This is a genomic window from Streptomyces sp. NPDC001093 (assembly GCF_040298985.1).
Classification (GTDB): domain Bacteria; phylum Actinomycetota; class Actinomycetes; order Streptomycetales; family Streptomycetaceae; genus Streptomyces.
Genome location: NZ_JBEPBF010000118.1, coordinates 13754 through 32155, shown reverse-complemented (window position 1 = coordinate 32155; position 18402 = coordinate 13754). Strand labels below are relative to the sequence as shown.

Genomic DNA, 18402 nt, shown 5'->3' with positions numbered 1-18402 from the left:
TTCCGATCTCCCGCGGCGCTGCACCGGCGGGCGCACGCCCTCGCCGGCCGTGCGCTCGTGGTCGCCGCCTCGCGTGCCGACACCGCGGCGGCCATCCTCGCGGCCGAGCGGATGGATGCGCACGCCGCCGCGTTGTCGGAGCCGAAGGAACTGAGCATCACCGCCTGACCACCGGGGTCCCACGATCGGCCCCGGTCCGCGTGCACCCGCAGCGACGCGCGGACCGGGCGCCATACACCGCGCCCGCTGTGGCGGGGTGCGCTTCGCCGTGGTGGCTGGTGTCGTCCTACGGCTTCCTGTCCGCACTGGCCGGCCGCGCGGTTCCCCGCGCCCCTTCGGGCGCGTTGCAGTGCCGGGTCCGGTCCGTCACCGGCTGTTCATCCCCGGCGCCCAGGAACTTGGGCTTCCGGCAGCACGCTCCCCGGCGTGAGACGTATCGCTGGAATCGTCCTCGCCGTGCTGCTGATCGGTGGCGTGGTGGCCGCCGTCGTCGCGGGCCGGCACGGGGAGGACAAGGGCACGGCAACGAAGACCGTGCGTGGCGTGATCGGGTCGGAGAAGGCGGACTTCTTCGCGGATCCCGACGTGGTGAAGGCCCTCGCCGCCAAGGGCTACACCGTGCAGACCGAGGCCTCCGGGTCCTGGGCCATGGAAGCGCTGGACCTCAAGGGGTACGACTTCGCCCTTCCGGGGAGCCGGGCGCCGGCCGACGCGCCGGCCGCGAAGTTCCACGCGCAGGAACCCCAGCCCCGGCCGTTCTACTCGCCGCTGGTCGTCGTGGCCCACCGGAGTGCCGCCGACGTACTCGCGGCGAACGGGCTGGCCGTACTCGACGGCAAGAACCGCGGCACGCTCAGGATGGCCGCCTACCTGGACGCCGCCCGGCACGACCGGACCTGGCAGCAGCTCAAGGGGGCCAAGGCGCACGGGGAGTTGACCGGCACCCTCTACATCGCGAGCACATCGCCCGGGTCGGCGACCCCCGGCAGGCCGACGCCCTCCGCGCCGACGTGCTCTTCCCCGTCCGGCAGAAGCACAACGAGCTGATCAAGGGCGTCGACCGGGCCGCCACGACCACCGTGTCCGCCCTGCGCATCTCGGTGATCCTGGCCTCCGCGCGGGACACGCAGAAGAAGGTGATCGAGCAGGTCGACGCCCTGCGCGGGACGACCGAGGGACTCGTCCGGGGCAACGCCGAGATGCTCTCCTCGCAGGGTGAGGAGATACAGCGGATCGCCGCCGACCCGGCCGTCGGCGCGGAGACGCTGCGCAGCGCGTTCCAGCACATCTACCGCACCCTCGGGCCTCGACGGTCGCCTCGCTGACCGACGAACCGCACAGCGCCGCGCAGCAGGTCCCAGGGCGCACTGGAGGGCCCGCCGGCATGAGACGACGACGTTCCGCACTCGCCCTGCTCGCCGCGACGGCCGTGACAGCGGCCCTGCTCGGCGGCTGCACGTCCGAGGACCACCAGAAGGACGACCCCGCCGCGCCGAAGCCCGGCACCCTGCGTGTGCTCGCCTCCAGCGAGCTCAGCGACATGACCGCCGTCCTCGACCGGGTCCGCAAGGACACCGGCGTCACCGTCCGGCCCACCTGCATGGGCACCCTGGACGCCGTCGACCTGCTCGCCAGGGGCCAGGCCGACGGCCGTTACGAGGCGCTGTGGCTGTCCTCGGACGACTATCTGCGGCTGCGGCCCGACGCGGCGAGGAAGGTGGTGTCCGAGACCCCGGTGATGTCCAGCCCGGTCGCCATCGGCGTCAAGCCGGCCACCGTCAGGGCGCTCGGCTGGCAGCCCGAGCAGGTGACCTGGGGGCAGATCGAGCAGCCGTACAGGACGGGAAGCTGACCTACGGCATGACCGACCCGGCCCGCTCCAACTCCGGTTTCTCCACGCTGATCTCGGTCGCCTCGGCGCTCTCCGGCGCCCAGTCCGCACTCACCGACGCCGACGTCGCCAAGGCCACGCCGAGGCTGAAGGAGTTCTTCAAGGGCCAGAAGCTGACCTCGGGCTCCTCGGGCTGGCTGGCCACCGCCTACAAGCGGCGCGGCAGCGTCGACGCCCTGCTCAACTACGAGTCGGTGCTCAAGGGCATCCCGGGCCTCACCGTGATCCGCCCCCGCGACGGCGTCGTCACCGCCGACTACCCGCTCTCCTCACTGGCCTCCAGCGGCGCGCGCACCCGCGAGGACGTCCGCAAGGTCACCGAGGACCTGCGCACCGACGCCGTGCAGCGGCTCATCACCGACACCACCCACCGCCGCCCGGTCGTCGCCTCGAGGGCATGCACACGGTGTCCCGCGCGGTACGGCAGGACGTCCCTGAGGCCGTCGACGCCTACGTCCGCACCCGCTGGTGGACCCGGCTGACCCCGGGCACCGAGTCGCCGGAAGCACACCTGGACCGCCAGCTCGCGCTGCTCCGCGAGGAGGCCGGACATCTGGCCTCGGCGCTCAGGGACCGGGAGGCACGACGTCAGGAGTCGCACACGCGGTATCTGGAGGAGCGCAACAACTGAGGCGAGAACCAGGGCGGGGCCCCGCACGCCTTTGTGCGGGGCCCCGTTGGGTGGTCACCACGGCCGGTCGTGACGATCGCTGGTCAGGGCATCCGGACCGGCCGTGGAGTCTTCGACGGGCGGTTCAGCCCAGGCGCTCCACCAGCGCGTGGTACTGGTCCCACAGCTCCTTCGGGGTGTGGTCGCCGAAGGTGTTGAGGTGCTCGGGGACGAGCGCCGCCTCCTCGCGCCAGACCTCCTTGTCGACCGTCAGCAGGAAGTCGAGGTCGGACTCGGAGAGTTCGAGGCCGCCTGTGTCCAGGGCGTCCTTGGCCGGCAGGATGCCGATCGGGGTCTCGACGCCCTCGGCCTTGCCGTCCAGGCGCTCCACGATCCACTTCAGGACCCGGGAGTTCTCACCGAAGCCGGGCCAGACGAACTTGCCCTCGTCGTTCTTGCGGAACCAGTTGACGTAGTAGATCTTCGGCAGCTTGGACTGGTCCTTGTCCTTGGCCACGTCGATCCAGTGGGCCATGTAGTCGCCCATGTTGTAGCCGCAGAACGGGAGCATCGCGAACGGGTCGCGGCGCAGCTCGCCGACCTTGCCCTCGGCGGCGGCGGTCTTCTCGGAGGCCACGTTGGCGCCGAGGAAGACACCGTGGTTCCAGTCGAAGGACTCCGTCACCAGCGGCACCGCGGAGGCGCGGCGGCCGCCGAAGAGGATCGCCGAGATCGGCACGCCCTTGGGGTCCTCCCACTCCGGCGCGATGATCGGGCACTGGGAGGCGGGGGTGGTGAAGCGGGCGTTGGGGTGCGCGGCCGGCTCGGCGGAGTCCGGGGTCCAGTCGCGGCCCTTCCAGTCCGTCAGGTGGGCCGGGGTCTCCTCGGTCATGCCCTCCCACCACACGTCGCCGTCGTCGGTGAGGGCGACGTTGGTGAAGACCGAGTTGCCCCACAGGGTCTTCATGGCGTTGGCGTTGGTGTGCTCACCCGTGCCGGGCGCGACGCCGAAGAAGCCGGCCTCGGGGTTGATCGCGTACAGGCGGCCGTCCTCGCCGAAGCGCATCCAGGCGATGTCGTCGCCGATGGTCTCCACGGTCCAGCCGGAGACCGTCGGCTCCAGCATGGCGAGGTTGGTCTTGCCGCAGGCGCTCGGGAAGGCGGCGGCGACGTACTTGGACTCACCCTGCGGCGGGGTGAGCTTGAGGATCAGCATGTGCTCGGCCAGCCAGCCCTCGTCACGCGCCATGACGGAGGCGATACGCAGCGCGTAGCACTTCTTGCCGAGCAGGGCGTTGCCGCCGTAGCCGGAGCCGTAGGACCAGATCTCGCGGTCCTCGGGGAAGTGCGAGATGTACTTGGTGGAGTTGCACGGCCACGGAACGTCCTCCTGGCCCTCCTCCAGCGGGGCGCCGAGGGAGTGGACGGCCTTCACGAAGAAGCCGTCGTCGCCCAGCTCGTCCAGGACGGCCTGGCCCATGCGCGTCATCGTGCGCATGGAGACGGCGACGTAGGCGGAGTCGGTGATCTCCACGCCGATCGCGGACAGCGGGGAGCCGAGCGGGCCCATGCAGAACGGGACGACGTACATGGTGCGGCCCCGCATGGAGCCCCGGAACAGGCCTTTCTCGCCGCTGAAGATCTCCCGCATCTCGGCGGGGGCCTTCCAGTGGTTGGTCGGGCCCGCGTCCTCCTCCTTCTCGGAGCAGATGAAGGTGCGGTCCTCCACGCGCGCGACGTCGGTCGGGTCGGAGGCCGCGTAGTAGGAGTTCGGGCGCTTGATCGGGTCGAGCTTCTTGAAGGTGCCCTTGGCCACGAGCTCCTCGCAGAGCCGCTCGTACTCCGCCTCGGAGCCGTCGCACCAGACCACGCTGTCCGGCTGCGTCAGTTCGGCGATCTCGTTGACCCAGGAGATCAGTTCCTGGTGGGTGGTGGGAACACTGGAAGCCGAGTTGTCGCGCGCCACGGTTGCTCCTAAGTGAGGGATTTTGTCCTTGTGGCCCCGTGGGGGCTGCGACCCGGATGCTTCGTGATGCTCATCCGGTGCCGACCGCACTCATTTGATCATCCGTCGTGAGTGCGCATATGTCCAGGGGACCTCACAGGTGAGCGGAGTGAGGAAGACCACGGTTTCCAGGGCGGTTTGCGTTCCCTTTACGTCCAGGTTTGCGTCACCTGAAGGTCTTTTTGCGTTCGATCGACCAAGACCCGCCCTGACACCCGACTTACGGTGGCGTAGGTACCATGCCCCGCATGACTGCGTCCGTCCCCGACGCGCCCACGGACACGCCGGCCCACGGCCGCGGTCCCGCGCTCTCGCTGCCGCAACAGGTCAAGCCCAAGCTCCGCGGCTGGCTGCACCTCGGCATGTTCCCGGCCGTGCTCATAGCGGGCCTCGTGCTCACCGCCCTCGCCGACTCCACCAGAGGCCGCATCGCCTGCGGTATCTACGTCCTGACCGCCTGCCTGCTCTTCGGCGTCAGCGCGCTGTACCACCGGGGCAACTGGAGCCCCCGGATGGACGGCGTCCTGCGCCGCCTGGACCACGCCAACATCTTTCTGATCATCGCGGGCACCTACACCCCGCTGACCCTGCTGCTCCTGCCCGGAACCAAGGGCCGGTGGCTGCTGTGGAGCATCTGGGCCGCCGCCGCGGCCGGCATCGTCTTCCGGGTCTTCTGGGTGGGCGCCCCGCGCTGGCTCTACACGCCCTGCTACATCGCGATGGGCTGGGCAGCCGTGTTCTTCCTGCCCGACTTCCTGCGCACCGGCGGCGTCGCGGTCCTGGTCCTGGTCATCGTCGGCGGCCTGCTCTACAGCGCCGGCGGCGTGATCTACGGCATCAAGCGCCCGAACCCGTCACCGCGCTGGTTCGGCTTCCACGAGGTCTTCCACTCCTTCACCCTCGCGGCGTTCGTCGTCCACTACGTCGGCATCTCACTGGTGGCCTACCAGCACGCATAAACCCGACACCCACCCCTCCCCTCCCCCTGCGGCCACGGCTCCTCAGTCGTGGCCGCTTTCGTATGCCCGAAAACTTCTGAGACCAGCTACCCATTGACAGTCTCAGTATTTTGAGAGCTACTCTCATTTCATGGCTACTGTCACTCACGCCGGCGGCGGGACGCGGCGCGACCCCCGCCGCTGGTGGGCCCTCGGGGCCCTGGTCGCGAGCATGCTGGTGCTCGCCTTCGACTCGACGATCCTCAACGTGGCCCTGCCCACCATGGCCGCACAGCTCCACGCCACGACCGGGCAGCAGCAGTGGATGGCGGACGCGTACATCGTCGTGTTCGCCGCGCTGATGCTCCCTGCGGGCCTGCTCGGCGACCGGTTCGGCCGGCGCCGGATGCTCATCGCCGGGCTCGCCGTCTTCCTGGCGGGCTCGGTGCTCGGCTCCCTGGCCGGCGAGGTGAACACCGTGATCGCCGCGCGCGCCGTCCTCGGCATCGGCGCCGCGCTGATCATGCCGCTGTCGCTGTCCGTGCTGCCCGCGCTGTTCGGCCCGGACGAGCGCGGCAAGGCCGTCGGCATGATCTCCGCCGCCTCGGCGCTCGGCATGCCGCTCGGCCCCCTCGTCGGCGGCTGGCTGCTGGGCCACTTCTGGTGGGGCTCGGTCTTCCTGATCAACGTCCCGATGGCCGCCCTCGGCATCGCGGCCTGCGCGTTCCTGCTGCCCGAGACCCGCGACCCGGCGAGCCCCAAGGTCGACACCGCCTCCACCGCGCTCACCGCGACCGGGCTCGGCGCCCTCATCTACGCGATCATCGAGGCCCCGGACCGCGGCTGGGGCGACGGCCTGGTGCTGGCGACGTTCGCGGCGGCCGCCGTCCTGCTCACCGCGCTGGTCCTGCGGGAACGCCGGATGACCCGCCCCATGCTCGACATGGGCCTGCTGGCCCACCGCGGCTTCCTGCTCAACACCACCGCCGCGACCCTGGTGATGTTCGTGCTGTCGGGGCTGATGTTCACCGTGCCGACCTACCTCCAGGCGGTCCTCGGCCACGACGCCTTCGCCACCGGTCTGCGGCTGCTGCCGATGATGGCCGGGCTGATGGTCGCCGCGAAGGGCGCCCAGCCGGTCGTCGCCCGGTTCGGGGCGCGCGCGGTGGTCACCGCGGGCCTGGTCGTGCTCGCCTTCGCCGCCCTGCTGGGCAGCCGTACGACCGTGCACGACGGCTACGGCTTCACCGCCCTGTGGCTGTCGATCACCGGCCTCGGCTTCGGCTTCGCGGTCGTCCCGGCGATGGACGGCGCGCTCGGCACGCTGCCCGCCGACCGGGCCGGCAGCGGCTCCGGGCTGCTCATGACGTTCCGCCAGGTCGGCGGCGCCGTCGGCATCGCCCTGCTCGGCAGCCTCCTCGCGAGCGCCTTCCGGGACCGGCTCGACGTGACCGGGCTGCCGGGACAGGCCGCGCACACCGCCGGGGAGTCCGTGGTCGCCGCGCATGCGGTGGCCGCGCACACGGGCTCGGCCCGCCTGGCGGCCTCCGCGGACAGCGCGTACGTCCACGGGATGACGGTGGTGCTGCTGGTGTGCGGGCTCGCCTCCCTCGTGGCGGCCCTGCTCGCGGCGCTGCTGCTGCCGAACACCCCCGTCGTACGGCGCACCGGGCGGAGGGAGACCCCGGCCGTGGCGGCCCCCGTCACGGATGCCGGACAATGACCGGCATGACGGCCGCACGTTCCCCCCTCCCCTCCGCCGACCGACCGCAGCCGGGGCTGCGCGAACGCAAGAAGATCAAGACCAGGGAGGCGATCCGCGCGGCGACGTACGCCCTGGTCCAGGAGCAGGGCTACGACGCCACGACGATCGACCAGATCGCCGAACGGGCCGAGGTGTCGCCGTCGACCGTCTTCCGGTACTTCCCGACCAAGGAGGACATCGTCCTCACGGACGAGTACGACCCGGTGATCCTGGAGGAGATCAAGGCACGGCCCGCCGACGAACCCTGGTCCGAGACCATCCGGTACGTCCTGCACCGGGCCGTCGAGCTCGCCGTGGCCGAAGACCTCGAGGTGTCCCGGCTGCGCACCCACCTCATGGTCCAGGTCCCCGCGGTGCGTTCGCGGATGATGGAGAGCATGTCGACCAGCGGCCGCATGCTCTGTGAGGCCATCGGCGAGCGCACCGGCCGCGACCCCGACGGCCTGGAGGTCCGCGTCTACGCCATGTCCCTGATCGGCGGCCTGATGGAGACCTCCATGTACTGGGCGGAGAACGACCACCGGGACGACTTCACGGCCCTGGTCGACCGCGCCCTGGACGTCATGGAGCACGGCCTCCCCGGCGAAAACCGCTGAGGCCCGGGCGCCGTCCCATGCGATGCTGACGGGGTGAACGGACCCGAGATCCGCGTCGAAGTCGCCCCCGCACTGCACCTGTTCGTGCCGCACGCCCGGCGCGCCGGAGCCACGCCCCTGGCCACGGACGGCGTCTCGACGCTCGGCCATGTCATCGAGTCCCTCGGCGTCCCGCTGACCGAGGTCGGCGCGCTGGTCGTGGACGGCCGCGCGGTGCCGGCCGCGCACATCCCGAAGGCCGGCGAGACGGTGCACGTACGCCCCGTCGACCGGCCCCAGCAGATCCCCGGTGCGCCCCTCCGGTTCCTCCTCGACGTCCACCTCGGCACGCTCGCCCGCCGCCTGCGCCTGCTCGGCGTGGACACGGCGTACGAGTCGACGGACATCGGCGACGCGGCCCTCGCCACCCGCTCGGCGGCCGAGAAGCGCGTCATGCTCAGCCGCGACCGGGGGCTGCTGCGCCGCCGCGAGCTGTGGGCCGGCGCCTTCGTCTACAGCACCCGCCCCGACGACCAGCTGCACGACGTCCTCGACCGCTTCGCCCCCGACCTGCGCCCCTGGACCCGCTGCACCGCCTGCAACGGCCTGCTCAGACAGGCCACGAAGGCCGAGGTGGCCGACCAGCTCAAGCACGGCACGCAGCGCTCCTACGACGTCTTCGCCCAGTGCACGGAGTGCGGCCGCGCGTACTGGAAGGGCGCGCACCACGAACAGCTGGAGGCGGTCGTGGAGCGGGCGTTGAGCATGCGTACCCAGGGGGAATGAGTACCCGCGCCGATCTGCGGGGACCGGCCGGCGCGGTGGGATGGGGTCATGAACGCCACAACGGAGCAGCAGGTGACGCCCACCTCGCAGCAGATGGACCGGTTCATCACCGGCTGGGCCGTCGCCGGGCTGGTCTCGCTCCTGCCGATCGTCATTCTGTCCTGGATCGTCGTGCTCTCCGGTGAGCGCGGCTCGATGTGCCTGGAGTACGGCGAGCAGTGCTCGACGATCCCCGGATACGCCCTCTACGACGCCTTCTGCCTGGCGGTGTTCGCCGGTCTGGCGGCACTGGTGTGGCCCAGAGCCCGGTGGACGTACGCCAGGCTCTGGGCCGTGTTCGTGCAGTGGGGTGCTCAGCTCACCCTCGGGGCGCTGATCCTCAACGGCGCCTGACGTCGCCCTTTCCGCACGCCACCCCGTCCCGGTTCGGGTCCAGGCCCAGCGGATCGTCGGCGCCGTCGACCTTCAGCCGACCGTAGTGGTTCTGCCGGAGCCAGGTGCAGCGGGCCGCGGTCGTCTTCCTCACCTCGGGCGGGAACACCGTCGGCACACACACGTTGATCGAGCCGTAGTGCCGGTCGCAGCCGGACAGGGTCGGGCTGACCTGCTGGGACGTGCGCTTCTTGGCGGGCCCCGACACCTTGCCGGTGAGGCCGTCGGCGAAGGCGTGGATGTGCGGGGACGCCGCGGTCAGGGCCGCCGGGCCCGTCAGATGCACCCACCGGGCCACCGAGGGCACCCCGTTGGCGTCGACCGCGAAGAGCATGTACCAGCCGGGCGGCGCCAGGTTGGGATTGTTCGTCACGTTCAGGTCGACGTTGTTGCCGTCCACCGAGAGCGGCAGGTCCACGAACCGCTGGTTCGGGTCGGACGAATGGGTCACCGCGGCCGGACGGATCAGCTCGGCCTTGGCGATCGGCCGGTCGACGGTGATCCGCTGGGTGTCGCCGTACTTCCACTCCTGGTTGATCACCGAGGTGATCGTCGGACGCGTGCCCTTGTAGAGGTACGGCGGGGTGTAGATCGACACGTTGTGGTTCCAGCTGCCGTTGCCCGGGTTGTCGCCGGTGGCCATCACCCGGCCGTCGGGCAGCAGGAACGCCGAGGAGTGGTAGCCGCGGGACTCGGGGTCGGCGGCCACCTGCTGGAAGGCGTTGGTGGCGGGGTCGTAGAGCGAGGACTCGTACACGGGGTTGGCGCGGTTGTGCAGGGCGCCGCCCGTCTCCAGCACCTTGCCGTCGGGCAGCAGCACGGTGGAGACGTACATCTTGCCCTGGTTGCCGGTCTCCGGCTGCGGGCCGTTGCCCAGGTCGACCGTGCCCTGCGGGACCGGCGGCCCGGCGACGTAGGACGGGTTGGCCTGCTTGAGGTCGATCAGGTCGGTGAGGCGGTTCGCGTCCGGGTTGGAGTCGATGTTGCCGCCGCCGACCGTCAGCACCCGCTGGTCCTGCGCCGGAGGCAGCAGCACGGACGACGACTGGTCCCGCTCGTCCTTGTTCTGCAGCCCCGGGATCTGCGTGACCGTGTTGGCCCCGTAGTCGTAGATCGCCGAACCCGTGCCGGGGATGTTGTTGCCGAAGACATGGCTGCCCGTGTAGAAGAGGCGGCCGTCCTGCATCAGGATCATCGCCGGGTACAGACCCCAGTACGACCAGGTCTGGTTGACCTGGGACAGCGGCAGCCACTGGTTCTGCGCGTAACTGAACTTCTCGGCGGTCACCGAGCCGGTGGAGTCCTCGCGGAGCCCGCCGAAGGAGATGACGTCACCGTTGCCGAGCTCGGTCGCCGACGGGTACCAGTGGCCGTCGTTGAGGTCGTTGGTCTTGGTGTAGGTCTCGGTCGCCGGGTCGAAGATGTACGAGTCCTTGAACCCCTCGTAGCCGTGCCCGCCCACCACCGGGTACGCCTTGTTGCCGCTCAGGACCAGCACCCGCCCGTCCTGGAGCTGGACATGGCCCGCGCAGAACATGTCCTTCGGGGTGGGGATGACCTTGTAGTCGCCGGTCGCCGGGTCGTACACCGCGCTGGTGAACGTGCCCGCGTTGAAGTTCTCCTCGCTGTTGCCGGAGCCGGCGATCAGCAGCACCTTGCCGTTGCTGAGCACGACGGAGTGCATGGAGCGGACCGGGTTCTGCGTCGGCAGGACGGACCAGCTGCCGTTCGCGCACTGGTCGTTCGTGCCCGTGCACTGGGCCGGCGGGAGCGGGTCCGGCACTTGGTCCATGGTGTAGTCGTCGGTGGTCGCCGAGCCGGTGCCGTAGACGGAGACACCCCAGGTGATGCGGTCGGTGCCGGCCGGGACCTCGGGTGTGCGGACCGTGGCCTGCGTCCAGGCCGAGGCCATGTCGAGGGTTTTGACGTCGGTCCAGTACTGCCAGCCAGCGGTCGTGTCGTGCCGGAAGAGAGTGATGTTGGCGTCCGGGGTGGTGGTCTTGTACCAGAGTCCCAGGTCGTACTGCTTGCCGACGCTCACCCCCGGCGCGCAGTCCGTCGACTCGGTGATCATCGCCTTGCGGTCGCCGGAGACCCGGCGGGTCAGCGTGACCTTCATGGCCGCGGATCCGGAGTGCGCGTCGGAGGTCGTCTCGAAGCTGAAGTCGTTGTCGCCCCAGCCCGACTTCTCCCAGCAGTACGGCATGTCGCCGCTGCCGGCGGTCTCGAAGCCGGGGTTCTTGATCAGGTTGGCGGCCTGTGCCGGCTGGGGCGCGGTCAGGAGCAGACCGGCGGTCAGGGCGCCCACCCCGGCCAGCGCGGTCCGTCTGCGGTACTTGCTCAAGCGGCTCTCCTCCGGTGGTTACGTCGCGGGAGATAGACCAGCGCCTCGGTTCCGACGAAGCGCAGGACGAACGTCATGACCAGCGCGAGCGCGGTGGCAGGCAGGGCGCCCATGCCGAACCGGCCGACGAGCAGGGCGATCAGCGGGATGCGCAGCAGCAGGTCGGCGTTGGCCAGCAGCGCGAACCGGCCGAGCCGGTCCCACCAGCGGCGGTGCGCGCGCCGGTCGCGGAACAGCAGCTGCTCGATGAGCAGGAAGTTCCAGGCGACTCCGAACTGGTTGGCGAGGATCTCCGCGGGGAGGTAGTGCATCCCGAGGACGGTCAGGGCCCAGAGCCCGAGGAGGTTCGGGGCGAACCCGCTCGCGCCGATCAGCCCGAAGCCGACCATGCGGGCGACCGGTGAGGCGGTGCGCAGACCCGCCAGATGGCGCAGGAAGCGGAAGCCCTCCCGGGCGGTGGACTTGGACTCGCCGGCGAACCGGTCCTGGAAGACGAACGGCACCTCGGCGACCTGCCGGGGCCGGCTGCGTACGGCCAGCTCCAGCAGGATCTTGTAGCCGAGCGGTCTGAGCACGTCCGCCGTGACCGCGCTGCGGCGGATGGCGAAGAAGCCGCTCATCGGGTCGCTGATGCCGTGCAGTCTGCGCGGGAAGAGGGCCTTGGCGAGCCAGGTCGCGCCGCGCGAGACGGCCACCCGGTAGCCGCCGGCGAGCCCGGCCCGGCTGCCGCCGTCGATGTACCGGGAGGCGACGACGAGCCCGGCGTGCGTCCGTTCGCCCGTGGCCACCAACTCCGGTACGAGGGACGGCGGATGCTGGCAGTCGCCGTCCATGACGACGACCCACTCCGAGGTCGCCGCCCGCAGCCCCTCGACGACCGCCCCGCCGAGCCCGCCGACGGGTTCCTCCCGGTGCAGGACGGCCACCGGGAACGGGCAGTCCTGGGCGGCCTCGCGGACGACCTCGGGGGTGTCGTCGGTGGAGTCGTCCACGAACAGGACCTCGCAGGGCAGCCGCGCGGGCACCGACTCGGCGATCTGGTGCAGCAACCGCCGTACGTTCGCGGACTCGTTGAAGGTCGGCACGACGATGGTGACGGCGCCCGGCTCGGGGACCTCTACGGCGTCGAGGCCCTGTGCCGGGGCGGTGTACTCGCTCATCGCGCCCCTCCCACGGCCTGGATCCGCCGGATCTCTATGCGGTCGGGCCCGGTGCCGAAGGTGGCGACCGGCGTGGAGTGCCGGATCGCGGCCCGCACGTTGGGCAGGTCCTTGGCGTCCCGGCGGACGGTCGGCGAGGCGACGACGTAGTCGATGTCCCGCCAGCCGTGCGGCATGGTCTTCGTGACCGCCGGGTCGAGGTCGGCCTTGTAGAACCAGATGGCGCCGAGCCCGGGCCGGTATCCGGCGTGCACGAGGTCCAGCCAGAGGGCGTCGTCGACGAGCACCCGGGTGTCCTCCGGGTCGGCCACCTCGGTGCCGAGCCAGTGGGAGGCCTGACGGTAGGGCCGGTTGGCGTCGGCGGTGACGGCGGTGCGGTCGCCGTCGTACCAGTGCGGTACGACATAGGCGCCGGCGGCGAGGGCGAGGACGGCGGCGAGCGCGTACCGGCCGCCGGTGAGGTACCGCTTCTCGCCCTCCGTGCGCCACCTGGTGATGACCGCGTGGGCGACGGAGGCGGCGCCGCCCGCGAGGACCAGGGCGAGGAAGGGCAGCGCGCCGATGACGTACATGGCGGGCAGGTAGCCGTTCGGGCGCAGGGCCACCGCGGCCAGGATGGCGACCGTGAGGGCCGGTCCGGCGAGGGCGCGGGCGGTGACCGACCAGCGCCAGGTGAGCAACAGGAGCAGGGCTCCGGCGAGGCCGCCGAGGGGCAGGACGCGGTCGTAGTACAGCCAGGCGTGCAGGACGCCGTAGGAGCCGGAGGCCTGGTCGAGGATGAATCCCGAGCCGGGCCTGGACATCTGGTAGGTGATGCCGTCCCACAGGGAGACGTGCCCGGGGCCCGGCAGCAGCTCGCCCTTGAGCAGGGCGAACAGCGGATAGGAACAGCCGGTCAGGGCGCAGGCGGTGACGGCTCCGGTGAGGGCGAACTTGCGGGTGTCGCGGTGGCTGTGCCGCCACATGGTGACCAGCAGGGCGGGCAGGACGACGAGCATCGTCTCCTTGGTGAGCACGCCCGCGGCGGCGGCGAGGCCCGCGCCGAAGTGGTGCCAGAGGTGGCGGCTGGGCGAGGCGGCGAGGCAGAACGCCAGCAGCAGCCACATCACGGCGATGTTGTCGAGGAAGATCTCCCGGCTGAGGACGACCGCGAGCGGGGAGAGCCCGAACAGGGCCATGCCGAGTCCGGCGGCCCAGCGGGGCAGGGAGAGCCGGCGGCCCAGGACATAGAGGAGGACCGCGCTGACGCCGCTGACCAGCAGCATCACGAGCCGCATGGTGCCGACGGTCATCGAGCCGGGGCTGAGGGCCGCGGGGAGCCGGCTGAGCAGGGCTATCTGGATCCAGCCGAGCGGCGGGTGGTCGTACCAGTAGGTGTAGTGGGCGAGGCCGCGGCCCTGCTGGACCGCCCAGGCCTGGGCGAGATAGGTGCCCTCGTCGTCGCTGAGGGTGGGGTAGTCGGCGATGTTCCAGCCCTGGACGACGAGGATCGCCGCGAGCAGGACACCGCACAGCAGCAGGTCGGGGCGGGAGGAGCGGAGCCGCGGCGGCGGGCTTGTCCGGCCCGTCGAGCGGTCTTCCGGCACAGGTGGGCCCTGCGCGGGGACCTTCGCTGCGGTCACCGCGGGAAGTGTGGAGGTCACGCAGGAACGTCCTCTCGGATGGGCTCGGCCGCGGTGAGGTGTGCGCCGACGTGTGTGGTCAACTCCCAGTCGTTACGGCCGCGTTGCTCGCGCCAGACGGCACGGATCGCGGCACCGGCGAGGAGCACCTGGTAGAAGGGGCCGCCCACGATGAGCTTCACGTAGTGGACGAGGCGGACCTTCAGGCCGTACTGCTTGCCGAAGTCGTGCAGCCCGACCACCTCGAAGACGAAGGTGACGGCGGCGGTGACCAGCGGCAGGAAGGTGAGGAAGGCGACCCCGACGGGCACGTCGAGGAAGAGCGCGACGGCCGCGTTGAGCGGGATGATCACGCCGGAGAAGGCCTGCATGAACGGCGTCATCAGGGTGTACCGGGCGAGCAACCGCTGCCCGAATCCCGGCAGTTGCTTCCAGTCCCTCTTCCGGTAGACCTGCAGGAAGCCCTGGTTCCAGCGGGTGCGCTGCTTGAGCAGCGACATGAGGGAACCCGGGGTCTCCTCCCTGGTCACCATGTCGGAGTCGTAGGCGACGACGACCTTCTTGCCGACGCTGGACAGCCGGACGCCCAGGTCGCAGTCCTCGGCGAGGCAGTTCGGGTCCCAGCCGTCCGCCTCCCTGAGGACGCCGGTGCGCACGAAGACGGTGTTGCCGCCGAGCGGGATGAAGCCCTTCTGCGCGTGCAGGTGCAGCCGGGAGCGGAACCAGAAGAAGTACTCCAGGCAGTTGCGCAGGCTGTACCAGCTGGAGTGGAAGTTGATGAGCTGGACCCCGCCCTGGACGACGTCCGCCCCGGTGGTGCGGAAGGCGTGGTCGACGTGGGCCAGCAGCTCCGGGTGGACCTGGTCCTCGGCGTCGAAGACCCCGACGACGTCACCGCGGCAGTGCGGCAGCGCCGTGTTCATGGCCTTCGGCTTGTTCTTCTTCTCGTGGGTGTCGACGACGACCCGGACGCGCGGGTCCCGGGCGGCGGCCCGCTCGGCCACCTCCGTGGTCTCGGGGTCGTCGTGCCCGACGATCACGATGATCTCGAAGTCGGTGTGCGTGGATTCCAGCAGCCGCTGGATGGTGTGGTCCAGCACCGCCTGCTCGTGCCGAGCGGGCAGCAGCAGCGAGAACGACAGGTGTTCGCCGCCGTCCGGCCTGCCGAACCGGGTGGAGGCCAGCACCTCGGGCGTGCGCCACGCGTGCATCTGCCACCACAGGGTGAACGCCGCCATCCAGAACAGGGCCAGTGAGACGGCAGCGATGAAGACGGACGTGAGCAAAAAGATCCCCCCAGATCCCCGATTACCCCCTGTGCGGGCGACGGTGAGTTACCACCCGTCGACCCGCTGTGGAGAGATTAGGGGGGATCTGTGAAGCGCGGCAGCTCTTCCGATAAATAGCTTGTTTCGGAATGGTGGTGCGAGTAGTGGTATCTATCCGAACACGTGCTCCGTTTCGGACAGTTCACCCATCAGCCGCCCGGGGGTTCCCGGTACTCAGCGCCTGTTCAGGGACGCGCCGAGCCGTTCCGGATCGGTCGTCGGCGCGTCGCAGGTGAAGTTGCGGCAGACGTACGCGGTCGGCTCGCCCTGCTGCAGGGGCCGGTCGGCGAGGAGCGGGAACTCGTCACTGTCCGCAGTGCCGACGGCCACGACGGCCCCGGGGGCGGTGCCCAGAAGTGCCGTACGGTGCAGGGCCGCCGTCTTCTCGCCCGCGAGACCGGACCCGGGTCCTGGTCCGACGACGGCGACCTCCTTCGGCCCGTCGAGGAGGGCCTCGGCGACGGCGAGCCCCCAGCCGATGAACCGGGGCACGCGCGGCCCGAGGGTCTGCACGACCCCCAGCGCCCGTTCGGCGGCGCTGCGGTGCGGCTCGGATCCGGTGTGTGCGGCATAGCTCAGCAGGGCGCCGGCCGCCGCGGTCCAGCCGGACGGGGTGGCGTTGTCGGTGGGGTCCTGCGGCCGGCGGATCAACCGCTCGGCGTCGGCGGCGGTGTCGTAGAGGGCGCCGGTCGCGGCGTCGGTGAAGCGGGCGAGCACATGGTCGAGGAGCAGTCCGGCGAAATCCAGCCAGACGCCCTCGCCCGTCACGGACGCGAGCGCGAGGAAGCCCTCGGCGACGTCGGCGTAGTCCTCCAGCACGCCCGCGTTGGGGCCGACGCGGCCGTCCTTGCTGGTGCGGGCGAGCCGGGCGTGCTCGTCGAGGTGCACCCGGACGAGCAGGTCGGCGGCGCCGAGGGCGGCCTCGACCAGGTCGGGCCGGTCGAAGTAGGCGCCGGTCTCGGCGAGCGCGGCGACGGCGAGGCCGTTCCAGGCGGCGACGACCTTGTCGTCGCGGCCGGGTGCGGGGCGTTCGGCGCGCCCGGCGAGGAGCCGTTCCCTGATGGAGGCGATCCTCTCGGCGTCGAAGACGGCGGTGTCCTGCGGCAGTCGGAGGACGGACTGCCCATGCTCGAAGGTGCCCTCGTCGGTCACCCCGAAGTACTGGGCGGCGAGGTCGCCGTCCGCGTCCCCGAGGACGGCGCGCAGCCGCTCGGGCGTCCACACGTAGTACGCGCCCTCGACGTGCCGGCCCGTGCCGTCGTCGCTGTCGGCGTCGAAGGCCGAGGCGAACCCGCCCTCGTCGGTGCGCAGTTCACGCACGAGGAAGTCGGCGGTCTCCAGGGCGACGCGCCGCGCCAGGTCCGATCCGGTGGCCCGCCAGAGATGGGCGTACACGCGGCAGAGCAGCGCGTTGTCGTACAGCATCTTCTCGAAGTGCGGCACGACCCAGTCGCGGTCGACGGAGTACCGGGCGAACCCACCGCCGAGCTGGTCGTAGATGCCCCCGCGGGCCATCCGCTCACAGGTGTCGTGCGCCATCTGCAGCGCGCCCTCGGCGCCGGTCCGGGCGTGGTGCCGCAGCAGGAACTCCAGCACCATGGAGGGCGGGAACTTCGGCGCCCCGCCGAATCCGCCGCGCTGCGGGTCGTACTCACGGGTGAGCCCGAGAAGCGCCTGGGCGAGCTCCTGCTCACCGGGCGGCCGCGCGCCCTGGTGGCTGATCTCCCGCTGGGCCAGGTCGCGGACGATCTTCCCGGCGACCTCGGCGACCTCCTCACGGCGGCTGCTCCAGGCCTGCTGCACACCCTCCAGCACCTGCCGGAAGGACGGCATCCCGTGCCGGGGCGCGGGCGGGAAGTAGGTCCCGAAGTAGAAGGGTTCGGCGTCCGGGGTGAGAAAGACCGTCATCGGCCAGCCGCCCTGCCCGGTGGCGGCCTGCACGGCCTCCATGTAGACGGCGTCCACGTCGGGGCGTTCCTCGCGGTCGACCTTGATGTTGACGAAGTGCTCGTTGAGGTAGTCGGCGGTGGTCCGGTCCTCGAAGGACTCGTGGGCCATGACATGACACCAGTGACAGCTCGCGTACCCGACGCTCAGCAGAACGGGTCTGTTCGTCCTGCGGGCCTCGTCGAAGGCCTCGGCCGACCAGGGCCACCAGTCGACGGGGTTGTCGGCGTGCTGGAGCAGATACGGGGACGTCTCATGGGCCAGTCGGTTCACCGTTCCACTCTCCCACGGGACCGTTCGACTCTCCCACGGGCTCGGGGACGGCGTGGCTCTCCGGCTCGGGCACCGCGTAGAAACGCATGAGCATCGGGCGCGCCCCTTCGGGGGCCTCCTCGCGCGGGTGGCCGTACCGGTCGAGCAGGGCGTGGTACTCCCGCATGAAGGCGAGCAGTTCCTCCCTGGTGAGCCAGGTGCCGTGGCGCTGGACCTGGGCCCAGCCCTCGGGGCCGCGGTACTCCTGGTGGGCGCGGCGGTACAGGGCGGTGTCGAACTCGATCTTCAGATGGGCGAGCCGGGCTGCGGCCGCGTACTCCCCGGGGGACATCGTGGCGGGGTCGGGCGTGGTGTGCCGGAAGGGCAGCGCCCGCCACCACCTCTCCCGCCCGCCGGACTTCTCCGGGATCTCCTCGATGAGCCGCTGATCAGCGAGTTTACGCAGGTGGTAGCTGGTGGTGCCGGAGCTCTCGCCGAGTTCGCGGGCGAGGACGGTGGAGTTCGCCTCGCCGTGCCGGCCGAGGTACTCGAGGATCCGGCGGCGCAGGGGGTTGCCGAGGGATTTGTAGAGCGCGGTGCGCTCCAGGCTGGTCATCTCCGGCAGGCCGTCGGTCATGCGGTCACGGTAACCCTGAGAACCCTGAGAAGCCCCCGAAGTCTGCCGAGTTTTCTTTGCAGAGTTTTCTCTGCGATCTACGGTGGAGTCGGTCGAAGGACGACGAGAGG

General features: G+C 70.8%; 13 protein-coding genes and 4 pseudogenes. 10 read left to right on the top strand and 7 right to left on the bottom strand.

All coding sequences use genetic code 11. From position 1 onward, the window contains the following. The 5 genes and pseudogenes from ABT288_RS50370 to ABT288_RS38710 form a co-directional block, all read left to right on the top strand. Positions 1-168 (top strand): SCO4983 family protein (locus ABT288_RS50370; RefSeq protein WP_502972935.1); only part of this gene is annotated, 168 nt, incomplete at its 5' end. Between the two features lie 258 nt (positions 169-426). Further along, positions 427-970: pseudogene (locus ABT288_RS38725) on the top strand (hypothetical protein); the annotation flags it as partial. Next, positions 957-1301, top strand: a pseudogene (locus ABT288_RS38720) (toxic anion resistance protein); the annotation flags it as partial. The pseudogenes ABT288_RS38725 and ABT288_RS38720, both read left to right, overlap by 14 nt. An 83-nt stretch (positions 1302-1384) precedes the next feature. Next, positions 1385-2283 (top strand): annotated as a pseudogene (locus ABT288_RS38715) (substrate-binding domain-containing protein); the annotation flags it as partial. Continuing rightward, positions 2283-2522, top strand: a pseudogene (locus tag ABT288_RS38710) (hypothetical protein); the annotation flags it as partial. The pseudogenes ABT288_RS38715 and ABT288_RS38710, both read left to right, overlap by 1 nt. A gap of 124 nt (positions 2523-2646) precedes the next feature. On the opposite strand, the gene ABT288_RS38705 reads toward ABT288_RS38710, so the two are convergent. Further along, complete coding sequence (locus ABT288_RS38705) at positions 2647-4467, bottom strand: phosphoenolpyruvate carboxykinase (GTP) (protein WP_351618329.1); 1821 nt, start codon at positions 4465-4467, stop codon at positions 2647-2649. Between the two features lie 287 nt (positions 4468-4754). On the opposite strand from ABT288_RS38705, the gene trhA reads away from it, so the two are divergent. The 5 genes from trhA (at position 4755) to ABT288_RS38680 (ending at position 8963) form a co-directional block, all read left to right on the top strand. Beyond that, entirely contained in the window at positions 4755-5465 is a 711-nt protein-coding gene (trhA, locus tag ABT288_RS38700) for a PAQR family membrane homeostasis protein TrhA (protein WP_351618326.1), read from the top strand. A gap of 130 nt (positions 5466-5595) precedes the next feature. Continuing rightward, a complete protein-coding gene (locus tag ABT288_RS38695; protein ID WP_351618323.1) occupies positions 5596-7167 on the top strand; it encodes an MFS transporter in 1572 nt (523 codons plus the stop codon). A 5-nt stretch (positions 7168-7172) separates the two neighbouring features. Next, positions 7173-7805 (top strand): TetR/AcrR family transcriptional regulator, encoded by a 633-nt coding sequence (locus ABT288_RS38690; RefSeq protein WP_450858048.1) that lies wholly within the window; start codon positions 7173-7175, stop codon positions 7803-7805. A 33-nt stretch (positions 7806-7838) separates the two neighbouring features. Beyond that, a complete protein-coding gene (locus tag ABT288_RS38685; protein ID WP_351618317.1) occupies positions 7839-8570 on the top strand; it encodes a Mut7-C RNAse domain-containing protein in 732 nt (243 codons plus the stop codon). Positions 8571-8618: 48 nt separating this feature from the next. Then, the gene (locus ABT288_RS38680) at positions 8619-8963 is read left to right on the top strand and encodes a hypothetical protein (protein ID WP_351618314.1); all 345 of its coding nucleotides are present in this window, start codon (positions 8619-8621) and stop codon (positions 8961-8963) included. On the opposite strand, the gene ABT288_RS38675 is transcribed toward ABT288_RS38680, so the two are convergent. From ABT288_RS38675 to ABT288_RS38650, 6 genes are all read right to left on the bottom strand, one after another. Beyond that, a complete protein-coding gene (locus ABT288_RS38675) occupies positions 8950-11346 on the bottom strand; it encodes a galactose oxidase early set domain-containing protein (RefSeq protein WP_351618312.1) in 2397 nt (798 codons plus the stop codon). The two genes, ABT288_RS38680 and ABT288_RS38675, sit on opposite strands and share 14 nt — an antisense overlap. Further along, positions 11343-12506 carry a glycosyltransferase gene (locus ABT288_RS38670; protein ID WP_351618309.1) on the bottom strand — a complete coding sequence of 388 codons (1164 nt, stop codon included), beginning with the start codon at positions 12504-12506 and terminating at the stop codon, positions 11343-11345. Before ABT288_RS38670 ends, ABT288_RS38675 begins: the two co-directional genes overlap by 4 nt. Further along, positions 12503-14149, bottom strand: coding sequence for an ArnT family glycosyltransferase (locus tag ABT288_RS38665; protein WP_351618306.1), 1647 nt, complete (start codon positions 14147-14149; stop codon positions 12503-12505). The genes ABT288_RS38670 and ABT288_RS38665 overlap by 4 nt, the downstream gene beginning before the upstream one ends. Continuing rightward, positions 14146-15414, bottom strand: a complete 1269-nt coding sequence (locus ABT288_RS38660; protein ID WP_351618304.1) for a glycosyltransferase — start codon at positions 15412-15414, stop codon at positions 14146-14148. Before ABT288_RS38660 ends, ABT288_RS38665 begins: the two co-directional genes overlap by 4 nt. A 216-nt stretch (positions 15415-15630) precedes the next feature. Continuing rightward, positions 15631-17676: a thioredoxin domain-containing protein gene (locus ABT288_RS38655; RefSeq protein ID WP_351618301.1), complete on the bottom strand. Its 2046-nt coding sequence runs from the start codon at positions 17674-17676 to the stop codon at positions 15631-15633. Then, positions 17657-18292: a helix-turn-helix domain-containing protein gene (locus ABT288_RS38650; RefSeq protein ID WP_351618298.1), complete on the bottom strand. Its 636-nt coding sequence runs from the start codon at positions 18290-18292 to the stop codon at positions 17657-17659. The genes ABT288_RS38655 and ABT288_RS38650 overlap by 20 nt, the downstream gene beginning before the upstream one ends. Between the last annotated feature and the right edge of the window lie 110 nt (positions 18293-18402).